This window comes from Streptomyces lycii (assembly GCF_009735685.1).
Taxonomy (GTDB): domain Bacteria; phylum Actinomycetota; class Actinomycetes; order Streptomycetales; family Streptomycetaceae; genus Streptomyces; species Streptomyces lycii.
The window spans coordinates 39,422-52,859 of sequence record NZ_WHPN01000367.1 but is presented as its reverse complement, the minus strand read 5'-3'; the positions used below and the strand labels follow the sequence as shown (position 1 = coordinate 52,859).

The window sequence follows — 13,438 nt, the reverse complement described above, 5'->3', positions numbered from 1 at the left end:
CCGCGACCAGCGTGCGCAGCGCCACCTCCTGCTCGCCCGCCATCCGGCCCAGCTCGGCCGCCTCACCGCCGATCTCCGCGCCCCGCCGCTGCACCATGGCGAGCACCTGGAGCACGCTGTCGTGGATGTCGCGGGCGAGCCGCTCCCGCTCCCGCGTCGCGGCCTCGACCTCCAGGGCCCGCGCGAGGGTGCGCTCACTGGCCCGGGCGACCTCGGTGACGTAGCCGATGGCGACGCTCGCTATCCAGACCAGCAGGACGTTGTGCACGGTGTCCTGGGCCGGGGCGCCGCGCTCGATCAGGTTCGCGACGCCGACGACGGCGGAGGTCACGGCGGCCCAGCGCCAGCCGAACTTGATGGCGAAGCCGAGCACCGCGCCCGCCGTCCAGATGGACGGCAGGGTGTGGCCGCCGGCCTCGATCCGCTCGGCGGTGTCGACGAGGGGCGTCAGCAGGATGCCGATGACGGCGATGGTGAGGTCGGTGACGAGGAAGCGCCTGGTGCAGCGCTCGGCCGAGCTGACGCTGCGCACCGTGACGAGCGTCCAGGCCGCGAGCACCGCCAGATAGGCGGCCGCGGCGAGCGGGCGGGTGTACTCGTCGTGGGAGTGGCCGAAGAGGGCGAGGGCGTAGACCGCGGTCAGCACCCGGTAGCCGGTGAGGGCCTGCCAGAGCGGTTGCTCGACGGACATCCGCAGCGGGCGGGCCCGGCGCTTCTCCTGTCCCGCGCGCCCTCCGGGTCCGCTCGCGCCGCCGGAACGTCCCCGCGTGTCCGTACGCGGTCCCGAACGCAGTCCCGAACGCAGTCCCGAACGCAGTCCTGAACCCAGTCCCGAACGCAGTGCCATGACCCCCACCCCTCGCCCGGACCGCCGCGGCGATCCGGGACCGGCCCTATCCGGCCTTGTCCGACTCCCCGGCCCTGTCCGACTCCCCGGCCTGCTTCGGCTCCACGGCCCGGTCCGGCCGGCCGGACTGCTGTGGCTGCCCGGCCTTCCGTGCCCGCTGTGCCTGCTCCTGCTTCGCCGCCTTCTCCTCCTCGGCGCGCCGCTTGGCCTCGTCCGCGATCTGCCGCTTGGCGACGGTCGCGTAGATGTCGACGTACTCCTGGCCTGACAGCTTCATGATCTCGTACATGACCTCGTCGGTCACCGAACGCAGGATGAACCGGTCGCCGTCCATGCCGTGATAGCGGCTGAAGTCGAGCGGTTTGCCGATCCGCATGCCGGGCCGCATCAGCTTCGGCAGCACCTTGCCGGGCGGCTGGATCTTCTCGGTGTCGATCATCGCGACGGGGATCACCGGCGCCCCGGTGGCCAGCGCGATCCGGGCCAGGCCGCCGGGCTTGCCGCGGTAGAGACGGCCGTCCGGCGAGCGGGTGCCCTCGGGGTAGATCCCGAACAGCTCGCCGCGCCGGATCACCTCGATGCCGCTCCTGATGGCCGCCTCGCCCGCGCCCCGGCCGCCGGAGCGGTCCACCGGCAGCTGCCCGACACCCTTGAAGAACGCGGCGGTGAGCCTGCCCTTCACCCCCGGGGAGTTGAAGTACTCCGCCTTCGCGATGAAGGTGACCTTCCGGTCCAGCATCGCGGGGAAGAAGAACGAGTCCGAGAAGGAGAGATGGTTGCTCGCGAGGATCGCCGGGCCGGACTCCGGGATGTTCTCCAGGCCCTCCGCCCACGGGCGGAAGGCGAGCTTCAGCGTCCCGCCGATGGACAGCTTCATTGCGCCGTAAAGCAACCGAGGACCTCCTGTGTTCCGGCCACCGACTTTAGCCTGCCGCCCCGCGGCCGGACGGTGCGGGCGGCGCGGGGCCCCGGGGGATCTACCCGGTGTCGGCGCCGTCGCGTACGGTGAAGTACGCTCCGCGCCGCAGCCGTACGCTCGCTCCCGGCCCCGGGTCCGGACCGGTCCCGGACGCCGGCGGACCGGCGCGAACACCCCGACCCCTCCGCGACGACTCGCGGGACCGACGAACAGGAGTCCCCGGTGCAGCTCCTCCCCGGAGCCGAGCCTTTCCGCCACGAGGGCGGCGAGGTCGGCGTCCTCCTCTGTCACGGTTTCACCGGCTCCCCGCAGTCCCTGCGCCCCTGGGCGGACCACCTCGCCGAGCGCGGCCTGACCGTCTCGCTGCCGCTGCTGCCGGGGCACGGCACGCGCTGGGAGGACATGCAGCTCACCGGCTGGCAGGACTGGTACGCCGAGGTGGACCGCGAGTTCCGGCAGCTCTCGGCCCGCTGCCGGCAGGTCTTCGTCTGCGGTCTCTCCATGGGCGGGGCGCTCGCGCTGCGCCTCGCCGCCCGGCACGGCGACGCGGTCTCCGGACTCGTCCTCGTCAATCCGGCGAACAAGGTGCACGGCCTGTCGGCGTACGCCCTTCCCGTCGCCCGCCATCTGGTCCGCACCACCAAGGGGCTGGCGAGCGACATCGCCAAGGAGGGCACCCAGGAGGCGGCCTACGACCGGGTCCCGCTGCACGGGGCGCACGCCGTGCGCCAGTTGTTCCGGATCGTCGACGCGGAGCTGCCGCGGGTCACCCGGCCGGTGCTGCTGATGCACAGCCGTCGCGACCATGTCGTGCCGCCCGCCGACTCGGCCCGCATCCTCGACCGGATCTCCTCCACCGACGTCACCGAGACGTGGCTGGAGCGCAGCTATCACGTGGCGACCCTGGACCACGACGCCGAGCGGATCTTCGCGGACTCGTACGCGTTCATCGGCCGGCTCGCGCCGAGCGCCGCCGACCGGGAAGGAACGACGACGGGTGGCTGAGCGGAACGCCGGGGCGGGGCGCGACGGGGAGAGCCCGGAGCCGTTCGACGAGGAGGCCGCGTGGGCGGCGATCGTCGCGGGCTACGGCGAGGAGCCGGTCTTCCCGGGCGAGGACACGGGCGGCGGGAGCGCGAAATCCGGCCGGGACCCGGGCAAGGGCTCGGAAGCGGATCCGGAAGCGGACTCGGGCTCCGGCTCGGGGACGGACTCGGGCTCGGGGACGGGCTCGGGTCCGAGGTCCGGCTCGGGCAGGGCCTCCGGCCCGGGGGCGGCCGAGGACTCGGGGAGCGGCGGCTCGCGGCCCGGCGACTCGGGTGCGGACGCGGGTACGGCCCGGGGCCCCGCCACGGGCTCCGGGGCGGACACGGGCGCAGGCGCGGGTGAGGGTCCGGGCGCGGCAGCGGCTGCGGAGCCGGGCGGCACCCGAGGTCCGGATGCCGGCGGCGCGGCACGGGGCGGCGGCGCGGTTTCCGGTGGCGACACGGATTCCGACAGCGGCGCGGTTTCCGGTGGCGGTTCGGACGGAGCAGGGTCGGGCGCCGACCCGTCCGGGAATTCCCCCGGGCCCGCCGCCACGGGCCCCGAGGCGTCCGACAAGACGTACAAGCCGCTCAAGCCGTCGCTCGGCGGCGGCGGGTCGGCGGACCGCAGCCCCGGCGCCACGAGCGCCCCCGCGGACCAGGGCACCAACAACGCCGGCGGCAGCGGCGACGCGTCCGGCGACGGCCGGGAGCCCGGTGCGGCGGACGGCGCGGGTCCCGCGGGCCGCCGTCCGCTGGGCTCCAGCGTCATCTTCCCCGCGGGGACGGGCCCGCGGGACTGGGTCCCCAGCGAGCCGCCCCCGGCGAACGCCGCCGAGGACGACGAGGACCACTTCGTACCTCCCGAGCCGCCGCCGCTTCCCTCGGCCGACCCCACGACGAAGTTCGCGTGGCTGGCGGTGCTGGGCGGGCCGCTGCTGCTGCTCGTCATGGTGCTGGCCCAGGAGCCGATCACCTGGTGGATCGCGACGCTCGGCGTCGGCGGCTTCCTGGGCGGCTTCGCGACGCTGGTCGCCCGGATGCGGGAGGACGACGACGACGAGTACGACGACCCGGGCCGCGGCGCGGTGGTCTGATCAGCGACGGCCCCCTTCCCGTTCGTGCTCCGGGGCGGATTCCCTTGCTCCGGGGCGGGCGCTTCGGGACGGGGCGCCTGTGGTGCGCGGTCCGGGCGACGGCGCGCGAGCCGGGGCCCCTCCCGGCCGGGACGTCCCCGTCACCGGGTCTGCGCGAATCGCCATCTGTGGAAATCGACGGCACTCGGCTCCGTCGACCCGGCCGTTCACCGGCGGGCTGAAGCGCTCAGTCACAGGCGCTCACCCACCAGTACGCTCGCCACCAGTACGCCCGGTCCCTTCGCCCCGGGCGGTCCCGCTACCGGCCGGGTCCGGGGTCCGCTGCCGGGATCCGCAGGGCGGCCAGGACCGGCAGATGGTCGGTGGCCGCCCGGAGGTCCGCGTCCGTCACGCCCGGGAGCCCGGCGGGCACCCCGCACCCCAGGACCTCGATGCCGTCCGTGGTGAGGATCGCGTCGATGCGCTGGTGCGGGTCCCCCGGTGTGGAGGTGTGCTCGCCTCCCCAGGGCGTGGCCGCCCAGGCGTCGCGGAGTTCTCCGGTGAGCCTGCGGAAGGCCCGTCCGCCGGGCCGCTCGTTGAGATCGCCGCCCACGACCGCGTGCGGCACCTGTGACCGGACCCGGTCCAGCCGCTCCAGCAGCAGGCCCGCCTGCGCGTAGCGCTCCGCGGCCGCCAGGCTCAGATGACAGCTGACCACCGCCAGGCGCGCACCGCCGACCCGTACGACCGCGGTCGCGAGGCCGCGCCGGTGCAGACCCGGAGTGTGCGGCAGCAGGACGTCCTCGGTCCGTTCGACCCGCACCCGGAGCGAGGAGAGGATCAGCGGGCCGGTGGCGGTGGCGCCGCCGGTGACGTACACCAGCCCGGAGGCGCGGGCGAGCCGGGCCGCGGCCTTGCGCCAGCGGAAGAACCGCGGCGCCTCCTGGATCAGCGCGAGGTCCGGGGCACAGGCCCGGACGACGCGGGCCAGCGCCGCCTCGTCGTCGCGCAGGGAACGGACGTTGTAGCTGAGGACCCGGACGACGGCGGAGCCGTCCGCCTCGGTACGGGAGGCGGGCAGCCCGGCCGGAGCCGTGCCGCCGGCCGGCTCGGCGCTTCCGGAAGCCCGCCGGTAAGTCTCCGCCGCTCCCCGGTCAGCCGCCCCGGGAGCCGGCCGGGATGTCTCCGCCATCGTCCGCCGACACCTTCCACTCGCGCCTTCGTCCGTCCGTCGCCCGCCCCGGCGGGCCCGGGTCCCTCCCGCCGGACGCCGCCGGTCCCCCGCACACGGGTGGCGGCGGGGAGGCCGGGCGTCGCGGGATGCCGTCCGGGGTCAGCCCTGGCGGGCCAGGTCCGCCGCGCCGACCAGTCCGGCCTTGCCGCCCAGCTGAGCGGCGAGCACCTGGGCGTGCGGCCGCCACTGGCTGCCGACGAGCCAGCGGCGGAAGGACTTCCGGATCGGGTCGAGGACGAGGTCCCCCTCGTCCGAGACACCGCCGCCGATGATGAACGCCGACGGGTCGAACAGCGAGGCCAGATCGGCGAGGCCCGAACCGGCCCAGCGGGCCAGCTCGCGGAAGGAGTCGACGGCGACCTTGTCGCCCTGCCGGGCGGCCTGGCTGACGTGCTTGCCCTCGATGGCCTCCGGGGTGCCGTCACCGAGGCCGAGCAGGATCTGGGCGTTCTCCGGCGTCGCCACGGCCCGCTGTCTCGCGTACCGCACGAGGGCGCGCCCGGAGGCGTACTGCTCCCAGCAGCCCTGGCTGCCGCAGCCGCACAGCAGGCCGTCCGGGACGACCCGGATGTGCCCGAACTCGCCCGCGACGCCGAAGCGGCCGCGCCGCAGCTTGTTGCCGATGATGATGCCGCCGCCGAGGCCGGTGCCGAGGGTGATGCAGATGACGTCCTCGTGGCCGGCGCCCGCACCGAACTTGTACTCGCCCCAGGCGGCGGCGTTGGCGTCGTTCTCCACGACGACGGGGAGACCGACGCGCTGTTCGACCTTGTCCTTGAGCGCCTCGTGCCGCCAGTTGATGTTGGGGGCGAACAGCACGGTGGCGCGCTTGTCGTCCACATAGCCCGCGGCTCCGATGCCGACCGCCTCGACGGAGTGGTCGGTGCTGACGGTGCGGACCGCTTCCGCGATGGCGTCCACGACGCCTTCAGGGGTCGGAGGCGTCGGCACCTTGCACGTCTCGAGAATCGAGCCCTCTTCGTCAACCACGCCAGCCGCGATCTTGGTGCCGCCGATGTCGACGCCGATGGTGAGTCCCATGTGTCCCTCAGTTGTCCGGTCGATCCCCGCTGCGACCAACCGTACCCGAGGGGTGGTCAGTCGAGGTCGATGTGTTCACTTCCCGAACAACCCTCGGGCCCATCGGTTCGTTTCTTGTCACCGGAGTCGCTCGCGGGACCACTCTTCCCGGCGTCACCGCCCGGGGAGTTGGCGCCTCGCGTCCAGTCGCGCTCGCGGCTCTCGACGGCCGAACGGTAGGCGGCCAGCAGCTCGGATCCGGCGGCTGCCAGGTGGTCGAAGACGTCCGGGTTGCGCTCGACGACCGGCTCGACGGCGGCCCGCGCCCGGTTCACGAACTGCTGCACGGCGCCCTGCGCCGCCATGCCGGCCAGCGGACCCTGGAGCGAGGCGAGCTTGTCGGTGACGGCGCCGGCGAGCCTGCGCAGTTCCTCGGCGGCGCTGCCGGGCGGCACACCGTACCGCTCACGACGGCGGGCCCGCTCCGCGGCCAAGTCCTCGGCACAGGCCGTGGCCCAGGCGTCGGCGTCGGTTGCGGCGGGTGCTCCGGCGCGGTCGGCGGCGGGGCGCTCGGTGGGATCGCTCATGGCGGACTCCTGCGGCGAGATCATGGCGGAAGCGCCTCGGCAGACGCCCCCGGTTCCGACGTTACCCGAACGGGCGCCCGGCGTTCAGACCGCTGCGGCCACGGGCCGGGCACCGCGCGATCCCCGGCCACCGGGCCCGCGGCCGTCCCGGCCGGGCCGTCCGGACAGAGCCGTCCGGACTGAACCGTCCGCACGAGGCCGTCCGGACCGAGTTCGTCAAGCCTGTCGTCGTCTGTCGTCGTCTGTCGTCGTCTGTCGTCGTCTGTCGTCGTCTGTCGTCGTCGGGCCTTCGGCCGTACGGCCCGCCGCCATCCGGTCCACGGTCGTCGAGTCCACCGCCGTCCGGCCCGCGGCCGTCCAGTCCGGTCCGGTCCACGGTCGTCCGACCGCCGCCGCCCGGTCCGGTCCGGTCCGGTCCAGTTCGGTCCAGTTCGGTCCAGTTCGGTGAAGTCCACCACCGTCCGGCCCGCCCCGACCGGTCCGGTCCGGTCCAGTCCACGGTCGTCCGGTCCGGCCCACGGTCGTCCGCCCCGCCGCCCCCGCCGTCCAGCTCTCAGCTGCCCGGCCCCAGCCGCCCGGTCCGCAACCTCCGGTCCGCCGTTACGACGTCCTCGGCCACAGCGCCGGGTCGGGCGTGAAGCGCACCCGCAGCTCACCGTCGGCCAGTGCCGCGCCCGAGACCGTGCAGCGGCGCAGCGCGGACGGCAGCGGCAGGATGCGGCGGAACGGCCCGACAGCGACGACGAGTTCGTCGCCGCGCCGGATCAGGTCGACCTCGCCGCGCTCGGCCGCGGGCAGCGGAATGTGCCACACCAGCGTGCCGTCGGCCTCCCGCCGGTCCGCCACGGCCGGCCCCGGACGGCTCCCGGCGGGCGCCGCCACCGGGGGCGCCCCGAGGGCCGCCAGGTCGGCCGTCCCGCGGGGGGCGCGGCCCAGGTGCGGCAGCTCGTACAGCGGAGCGGTGCCGGACCACTCCTCCCGCAGGGCCTTGAGCGCGGCCTGCTGCTCCCCCGACGCGGCCCCGAGCCACGGGTCGGCCGAGCCGGTCGGCAGCGTCCGGCCGGCGAGCACCGCGTCCACCCGGTGGCCGTAGAGGGCGACGGCGGGGCGGATCCGGCGCAGCGCCGCGCGACCCGCCGGGCCCGGTTCGGCGACCAGCCGGAGCGTGGTGGACTCCGCGCCGACCACGGCCTGTGCGGCGGCGAGTTCGCTCCGCGCCCGGTCGGCCGTCTCGTACAGCCAGCGGGCGGGCATCGGCACCCCGGCGAGCTGCGCGAGCAGCGGCCGCAGCGCGCGGGCCGCCTGCCGCTCGGGCGGCAGCAGCCGGTCGAGGTAGCGCAGCAGTTGTTCCGGCAGCGCGAGCAGGGCCAGGGCCTCCTGCGCGGGCGGCAGGTCGAGTACGACGAGGTCCCAGTCCCCGTCCGGCCCGGTGACCGTCTCGGACCCGGATCCGGACCCGGTGGCCGCCGCGGAGGCGGCCGGCAGGGTGTAGAGCGCGCTCAGCGTCCGCAGCAGGGCGAGTTCCGCGGCGCCGGGGAGCGGGGTCAGTTCCTCGCGTTCCAGCGGGGCGGCGCCGAGCAGGTCCAGGCCCGAGGAGGCCCGCTGCTGGAGGCCGAGAAAGGCGTCCCGCAGCCGCTCGCCGGAGTCGGCGCGGGCGGCCCGGAGGTTCCGCTCGACCCGGACCGGCGGGGTCCAGGGGGCTTCCGCCGCCCCCGCCCCGGCCGAGGCGGGTCCGGGGTCCCGCGGCGGGCCTGCCGGCCGGGACGGGAGGGCGACACCGAGGACCGCTTCCGGGGCGCCGGTCCGGTCGGCGGTCAGGAACAGCGTCCGCCGTCCCTCGCGGGCCGCGGTGAGCGCGGTGGCCGCCGCGGCGGTGGTCCGGCCGGAACCGCCCGGGCCGGTGACCAGGACCGTGCGTACGACAGCGCTCACGTCAGGCCTGCGCGCCGCTCTCGACGCGCTTCTTCAGCCCCGCGAGGGCCCGGTCGATGATGACCTTCTCGGCCTTGCGCTTGATCATGCCGAGCATCGGGATCTTGACGTCGACGGTCAGCTGGTAGGTGACCTCGGTGCGGCTGCCGTCGCCGGCCGGGGCCAGCCGGTACGAGCCGTCGAGGGCGCGCAGCATCTGCGACTTCACCAGGGTCCAGCTGACCTCGCGGTCACCGGTCCAGGTGTAGGCGAGGGTGTGGTCGTCCTTGATCGCACCGGCGTCGAGGAGCAGCCGCACCTGCTCGGCCCGGCCCTGGTCGTCCTTGGCCAGGACCTCGGCCTCCTTGACCTCGCCGGTCCACTCGGGATAGCGGTCGAAGTCGGCGATCACCGACATGACCTCGGCCGGTGCCGCCTCGATCGTGATGCTCGAGCTGGTGTGTTCCGCCATCGCGGTGGCTCCTCCACTACGGTCCGGTCCCCTGCTGTCCCCGCCGCTGAAGGCTACCGCGCGTGAGCGCCGCCTCCGACCGCGGCCTCCCGCGGGTGCGCCTGCCCGATGCCCGCGCTCACCACTCCAGCACCCAGGGCGTGCCGTGGGCCGCGAAGTGCCCGACGTTGACGCACTCGGTGGCGCCGACGCGCATCCGGCGGGACAGCGGCTGGTGGACGTGGCCGAAGAGGGCGTAGCGGGGCCGGGTGCTGCGGATGGCGTCCAGCAGCGCGGAGCTGCCGCGCTCGAAGCGGCGGGCCACGGTGTCGTAGCAGAGTTCGGGTACCTCGGGCGGGATGTGCGAGCAGAGCACGTCGACCTCGCCCAGGGCCGCCACCTTCTCCGCGTACGTCTCGTCGTCGATCTCGTACGGGGTGCGCATCGGGGTGCGCAGTCCGCCGCCGACGAAGCCGAAGACGCGGCCGCCCATCTCGACCCGCTGGCCGTCGAGGACGGTGGTGCCGGGCCGGGCGTACTCGGGCCAGAGCCGGGGGACGTCGACGTTGCCGTAGGTGGCGTACGTCGGCTGCGGGAAGGCCGCGAACAGCTCGGCGTACTGCTTGCGGACCGCTTCCTCGATCATCCGGTGCCGCGCCGCCCGCCGCCGTTCCTCCGCGTCACCGTCCGTGCCGCGCGCCCCGCCGGCGGCGCCCTCGGAGCCCCCTGGGGCCTCACCGGCCTCACCGAGGAGACGGTCCCACAGCCGGGCGCCGAACTCGCGGGCCTCCGCGAAGCGCCGCGCCGTGCGCAGCTCGACGAGGCGGCCGGCGTTCTCCGCCCCGAAGAGGTCCGGGAATATGCCGCGGCCGTGATCCGCGTAGTCGAGGAAAAGCACCAGGTCCCCGAGGCAGACCAGAGCGTCCGCGCCCTCCCCGGCCCGCGCGAGGTCGCGGCTGTTGCCGTGCACGTCACTGACCACATGGACTCGCATGGGTGGGACCCTACGCCGTCCCGCCCCGGTCCCGGGAGACGCCGCCGACCTGCGGTTACTTTCGTACCGGTCGGGAAGGGGACTACCCTGCTCCGTACGGCCCGGAGCCCGGCCAAGGATGTGTGACAGATAAAACATCTGGGCCGACCCCCTACCCGGAAGCGCTTACCGGTGGGTAACGTCCGGGCCGACCCCAGTGTCAACTCACACCGGCCCACCACCCCACCTCACCCCTGATCACGGACCGCAGCCGCCGCGGCACGCCGGACACGACGTCACTTGGCCCCGGCGCTCGATGAGGAGCAGCAGTCTTGCGCGAGTTCAGCCTTCCGGCCCTGTACGAGGTCCCCGCGGACGGCAATCTGACGGATCTCATCCACCGCAACGCGGCCCAGCACCCGGATGTCGCCGTCCTCGCCCGCAAGCGCGGCGGCCGCTGGGAGGACGTGACGGCGACCGACTTCCTCACCGAGGTCCGCGACGCCGCCAAGGGTCTCATCGCCGCCGGTGTGCGCCCCGGCGACCGGGTCGCCCTGATGTCCCGCACCCGTTACGAGTGGACGCTGCTGGACTTCGCGGTGTGGAGCGCCGGCGCCGTCACCGTCCCGGTGTACGAGACCAGCTCCCCCGAGCAGATCGCCTGGATCCTCGGCGACTCCGGCGCGGTCGGCGCGATCGTGGAGACCGAGGCGCACGAGGCCGCGGTCGAGTCCGTGCGCGGCCGGCTGCCGGAGCTGAGGAACATCTGGCAGATCGAGCGGGACGCCGTCGAACTGCTGCGCGCCAAGGGCTCGGACATCTCCGACGCCCAGGTCGACGAGCGGGGCTCGCTGGCCGACGCCGACTCCCCCGCGACCATCGTCTACACCTCCGGCACCACGGGCCGCCCCAAGGGCTGTGTGCTGACGCACCGCAACTTCTTCGCGGAGTGCGGCAACATCGTGGAGCGGCTGCGCCCGCTGTTCCGCGCCGGCGAGTGCTCCGTACTGCTCTTCCTGCCCGTCGCGCACGTCTTCGGCCGGCTGGTCGAGGTCGCCTCCGTGCTCGCGCCGATCAAACTCGGGCACGTCAGCGACATCAAGAACCTCACCGACGAACTCGCCGCCTTCCGGCCGACCATGGTCCTCGGCGTGCCGCGCGTGTTCGAGAAGGTCTACAACTCCGCCCGCGCCAAGGCCCAGGCCGACGGCAAGGGCAAGATCTTCGACAAGGCCGCGGACACCGCCATCGCCTACAGCCGCGCGCTGGACACCCCGTCCGGCCCCTCGCTCGGCCTGCGGATCAAGCACAAGACCTTCGACAAGCTGGTCTACAGCAAGCTGCGCGCGGTCCTCGGCGGCCGGGCCGAGCACGCGATCTCCGGCGGTGCCCCGCTCGGCGAGCGGCTCGGCCACTTCTACCGCGGCATCGGCTTCACGGTGCTGGAGGGCTACGGCCTCACCGAGTCCTGCGCGGCGACCGCCTTCAACCCGTGGGACCGGCAGAAGATCGGCACGGTCGGCCAGCCGCTGCCCGGCTCGGTGGTGCGGATCGCCGACGACGGCGAGGTGCTGCTGCACGGCGAGCACATCTTCACCGGCTACTGGAACAACGAGGCCGCGACCGCCGAGGCGCTCTCCGACGGCTGGTTCCACACCGGTGACGTCGGCACGCTGGACGAGGACGGCTATCTGGCGATCACCGGCCGCAAGAAGGAGATCATCGTGACGGCCGGCGGCAAGAACGTCGCCCCCGCCGTCATCGAGGACCGCATCCGCGGGCACGCCCTCGTCGCCGAGTGCATGGTCGTCGGCGACGCCCGGCCGTTCGTCGGCGCGCTCGTCACCCTGGACGAGGAGTTCCTGCCGCGCTGGCTGGAGGAGCACGGCAAGCCCGCGAGCAGCACGGCCGCGGACCTGCTGCACGACCCGGAGCTGCTGGCGGCGGTGCAGCAGGCGGTGGACGACGGCAACGCGGCGGTCTCCAAGGCGGAGTCGGTGCGCAAGTTCCGGATCCTGCCGGGACAGTTCACGGAGGAGTCCGGGCATGTCACGCCGTCCCTGAAGCTCAAGCGGAACGTCGTCGCGCGAGACTTCGCGAACGAGATCGAGGCGCTCTACGCCAAGTAGCGGCCCGCGGCCGCAAGACGGGTGTACGCGGCCCGCGGCCCGCACGACGGGTGTACGCGGCCACCGGCCCGCTCGACGGGTGTACGACGGCGGGGCGGTCCGGGAGTCCGGGGCCGCCCCGCGTTCCGTCAGAGCAGCGCTTTGAGGCGTTCGGCGAGCAGGTCCCAGCGCCAGCGCTCCTCGACCCAGGCGCGGCCCCGCCCGCCCATGCCGCGCCGCAGCTCCGGGTCCAGGAGCAGCGTCACGATCCGTTCGGCCGTCCCGGCGGCGTCACCGCCGCGCACCACCCAGCCCGTCTCGCCGTCCAGTACGGCGTCCGGCGCGCCGCCCGAGTCCCCCGCGACGACGGGCAGCCCGGTGGCCGAGGCCTCCAGGTAGACGATCCCCAGCCCTTCGACGTCCAGCCCGCCGCGGCGGGTGCGGCAGGGCATGGCGAACACGTCGCCCGCGCCGTGGTGCGCGGGCAGTTCCTCCCACGGCACCGGACCGGTGAAGCGGACCGAGCCGGCCACCCCGGTGCCGGCGGCCAGCTTCTCCAGGCCGGCGCGGTACGGTCCGCCGCCGACGATCAGCAGCACCGCGTCCGGCACGTCCGCGAGGATGCGCGGCATCGCGCGGATCAGCGTGTCCTGGCCCTTGCGGGGCACCAGCCGGGACACGCAGACCACGACCGGCCGTCCGGTGAGTCCGAGCCGCTCCCTGACCCGTTCTCCCCCGGAACCGGGGTGGAACGACTTCTCGTCGACCCCGGGCGGCAGCTGCACCATGCGCTCCGCGGCGGCCGGGGTGAGCGCGGCCGCGATCCGGGAACGGGTGTACTCACCGAGATAGGTGATCGTGTCGGTGCCCTCGCCGATCCGGCGCAGCAGCTGCCGGGACACCGGCAGCTGGGCCCAGCCCGCCTCGTGCCCGTGCGTGGTGGCGACGATGCGGCGCGCCCCGGCCCCGCGCAGCGCGGGGGCCATCAGGCCGAGCGGGGCCGCCGCCCCGAACCACACCGAGGAGCAGCCGTGCTCGCGCAGCAGTCCGGCGGCACGCCGGGTCACGCGCGGGGTCGGCAGCAGCATCCGGGCCCGGTCGCGGACGACGGGGAAGGGCTGCTCCGCGTCGAAGCGGGCCACCTCGGCGCCGTCCTTCCAGGTCGAGGCGTAGACGACCACCTGCGTGGGGTCCAGCCGCAGCGCCATGCTGTGCAGGAAGGACTGGATGCCACCGGGGCGGGGCGGGAAGTCGTTCGTGACGATCAGGGTCTTGTCCATCGCCGCC

Annotated in this window: 12 protein-coding genes; 3 read left to right on the top strand and 9 right to left on the bottom strand. The window is 74.5% G+C overall.

The annotated features are described in order from the left end of the window. Both GCU69_RS24640 and GCU69_RS24635 read right to left on the bottom strand, forming a co-directional pair. Positions 1-691, bottom strand: a 691-nt coding sequence (locus GCU69_RS24640) for a DUF5931 domain-containing protein (protein ID WP_235978682.1), incomplete at its 3' end; no start/stop codon positions are given. 202 nt (positions 692-893) lie between these two features. Further along, positions 894-1,739 (bottom strand): lysophospholipid acyltransferase family protein, encoded by an 846-nt coding sequence (locus GCU69_RS24635; protein WP_235978681.1) that lies wholly within the window; start codon positions 1,737-1,739, stop codon positions 894-896. A 249-nt stretch (positions 1,740-1,988) separates the two neighbouring features. Here GCU69_RS24635 and GCU69_RS24630 point away from each other — a divergent pair, with 249 nt between their 5' ends. Beyond that, positions 1,989-2,771 carry an alpha/beta hydrolase gene (locus tag GCU69_RS24630; RefSeq protein WP_098751521.1) on the top strand — a complete coding sequence of 261 codons (783 nt, stop codon included), beginning with the start codon at positions 1,989-1,991 and terminating at the stop codon, positions 2,769-2,771. Further along, positions 2,764-3,888 (top strand): hypothetical protein, encoded by a 1,125-nt coding sequence (locus GCU69_RS34835; RefSeq protein ID WP_156207202.1) that lies wholly within the window; start codon positions 2,764-2,766, stop codon positions 3,886-3,888. Before GCU69_RS24630 ends, GCU69_RS34835 begins: the two co-directional genes overlap by 8 nt. A 298-nt stretch (positions 3,889-4,186) precedes the next feature. On the opposite strand, the gene GCU69_RS24620 is transcribed toward GCU69_RS34835, so the two are convergent. The 6 genes from GCU69_RS24620 to GCU69_RS24595 form a co-directional block, all read right to left on the bottom strand. Then, entirely contained in the window at positions 4,187-5,059 is an 873-nt protein-coding gene (locus GCU69_RS24620) for an endonuclease/exonuclease/phosphatase family protein (RefSeq protein WP_170315923.1), read from the bottom strand. Positions 5,060-5,200: 141 nt separating this feature from the next. Continuing rightward, positions 5,201-6,142: an ROK family glucokinase gene (locus GCU69_RS24615; protein WP_098751522.1), complete on the bottom strand. Its 942-nt coding sequence runs from the start codon at positions 6,140-6,142 to the stop codon at positions 5,201-5,203. Positions 6,143-6,198: 56 nt separating this feature from the next. Further along, complete coding sequence (locus tag GCU69_RS24610; RefSeq protein WP_098751537.1) at positions 6,199-6,708, bottom strand: DUF5304 domain-containing protein; 510 nt, start codon at positions 6,706-6,708, stop codon at positions 6,199-6,201. Positions 6,709-7,308: 600 nt separating this feature from the next. Further along, positions 7,309-8,640 carry an ArsA family ATPase gene (locus GCU69_RS24605; protein ID WP_156207201.1) on the bottom strand — a complete coding sequence of 444 codons (1,332 nt, stop codon included), beginning with the start codon at positions 8,638-8,640 and terminating at the stop codon, positions 7,309-7,311. Between the two features lies 1 nt (position 8,641). After that, positions 8,642-9,091: an SRPBCC family protein gene (locus GCU69_RS24600; RefSeq protein ID WP_098751524.1), complete on the bottom strand. Its 450-nt coding sequence runs from the start codon at positions 9,089-9,091 to the stop codon at positions 8,642-8,644. 118 nt (positions 9,092-9,209) lie between these two features. After that, entirely contained in the window at positions 9,210-10,064 is an 855-nt protein-coding gene (locus GCU69_RS24595) for a metallophosphoesterase family protein (protein ID WP_156207200.1), read from the bottom strand. A gap of 311 nt (positions 10,065-10,375) precedes the next feature. Here GCU69_RS24595 and GCU69_RS24590 point away from each other — a divergent pair, with 311 nt between their 5' ends. Further along, positions 10,376-12,172 (top strand): AMP-dependent synthetase/ligase, encoded by a 1,797-nt coding sequence (locus tag GCU69_RS24590; RefSeq protein ID WP_098751526.1) that lies wholly within the window; start codon positions 10,376-10,378, stop codon positions 12,170-12,172. Between the two features lie 128 nt (positions 12,173-12,300). Here GCU69_RS24590 and GCU69_RS24585 read toward each other — a convergent pair whose 3' ends face one another. Next, on the bottom strand, positions 12,301-13,431 hold the full coding sequence (locus GCU69_RS24585; RefSeq protein WP_156207199.1) for a glycosyltransferase family 4 protein: 1,131 nt from the start codon (positions 13,429-13,431) through the stop codon (positions 12,301-12,303). Positions 13,432-13,438: the final 7 nt, after the last annotated feature.

Bases quoted from the DNA above. Each gene is read 5' to 3' on its own strand.
- GCU69_RS24620 (WP_170315923.1), bottom strand. From the start codon at position 5,059: ATGGCGGAGACATCCCGGCCGGCTCCCGGGGCGGCTGACCGGGGAGCG.
- GCU69_RS24615 (WP_098751522.1), bottom strand. From the start codon at position 6,142: ATGGGACTCACCATCGGCGTCGACATCGGCGGCACCAAGATCGCGGCT.
- GCU69_RS24610 (WP_098751537.1), bottom strand. From the start codon at position 6,708: ATGAGCGATCCCACCGAGCGCCCCGCCGCCGACCGCGCCGGAGCACCC.
- GCU69_RS24600 (WP_098751524.1), bottom strand. From the start codon at position 9,091: ATGGCGGAACACACCAGCTCGAGCATCACGATCGAGGCGGCACCGGCC.
- GCU69_RS24595 (WP_156207200.1), bottom strand. From the start codon at position 10,064: ATGCGAGTCCATGTGGTCAGTGACGTGCACGGCAACAGCCGCGACCTC.
- GCU69_RS24585 (WP_156207199.1), bottom strand. From the start codon at position 13,431: ATGGACAAGACCCTGATCGTCACGAACGACTTCCCGCCCCGCCCCGGT.